This window comes from Sphingomonas sp. P4_G2 (genome assembly GCF_056401155.1).
Genome location: NZ_JBFUJY010000023.1, coordinates 1 through 655 on the forward strand (window position 1 = coordinate 1; position 655 = coordinate 655).

Consider the following 655-nt stretch of genomic DNA (forward strand, 5'->3'; position numbering starts at 1 on the left):
GCGACGCCGAGCGGATCGGCGACCATCACCTTCTTGAACAATCCGATGAGGAACAAGGTGAGTCCGATCGCGACCAGGTCCCAGCGCGGCCGGAAGCGGTCGGGCGCGCTGAATTGCGCGAGCATCTCGCGATGATGCGTGATCGGCCCGGCGATCAGGTGCGGGAAAAAGGTGATGAACAGCGCGTAGTTGAGCGGATCGCGCTCGCTGACCCGGCCACCATAGGCGTCGACCAGATAGGCGATTTGCCGGAAAGTGAAGAACGAAATGGCGAGCGGCAGGTCAGCCGAGTTGGGGCGAAGCCTGACCGGCGCCGTTGCGTATCTTGCCACAGGGAGGGTGCGATGAAAGCGTCTCGTTCAATCGCTCGCCGACCGCCCAGATGGCGGCCTGAGTCCTGTTCTGGACGCCGACCTTGCGAAGAATGGCCTTCACATGGACCTTCACCGTCGCCTCGCTGATCTCGAGCTGGCGCGAGATGATCTTGTTGGGGTGCCCGCTCACCAGACAGGCGAGAATTTCGATTTCCCGCAGTGACAGGCCGGCCTGCTTCATCGACTGGCTGGTGCCCGGCGACAGCCCGAGATTGGGATGCGTGGGCAGGAACTCGGCCAGGTTCGACGGCATCACCTTCTCGCCGATGGCGATCAATCGC

General features: G+C 62.9%; 1 protein-coding gene and 1 pseudogene. Both read right to left on the bottom strand.

Annotation, left to right across the window (positions count from 1 at the left end):
• A pseudogene (locus AC1DRD_RS22740) lies at nucleotides 1-332 on the bottom strand (hypothetical protein); the annotation flags it as partial.
• Nucleotides 283-655 (bottom strand): response regulator transcription factor (locus AC1DRD_RS22745; protein ID WP_478043156.1); only part of this gene is annotated, 373 nt, incomplete at its 5' end. The gene AC1DRD_RS22745 and the pseudogene AC1DRD_RS22740, both read right to left, overlap by 50 nt.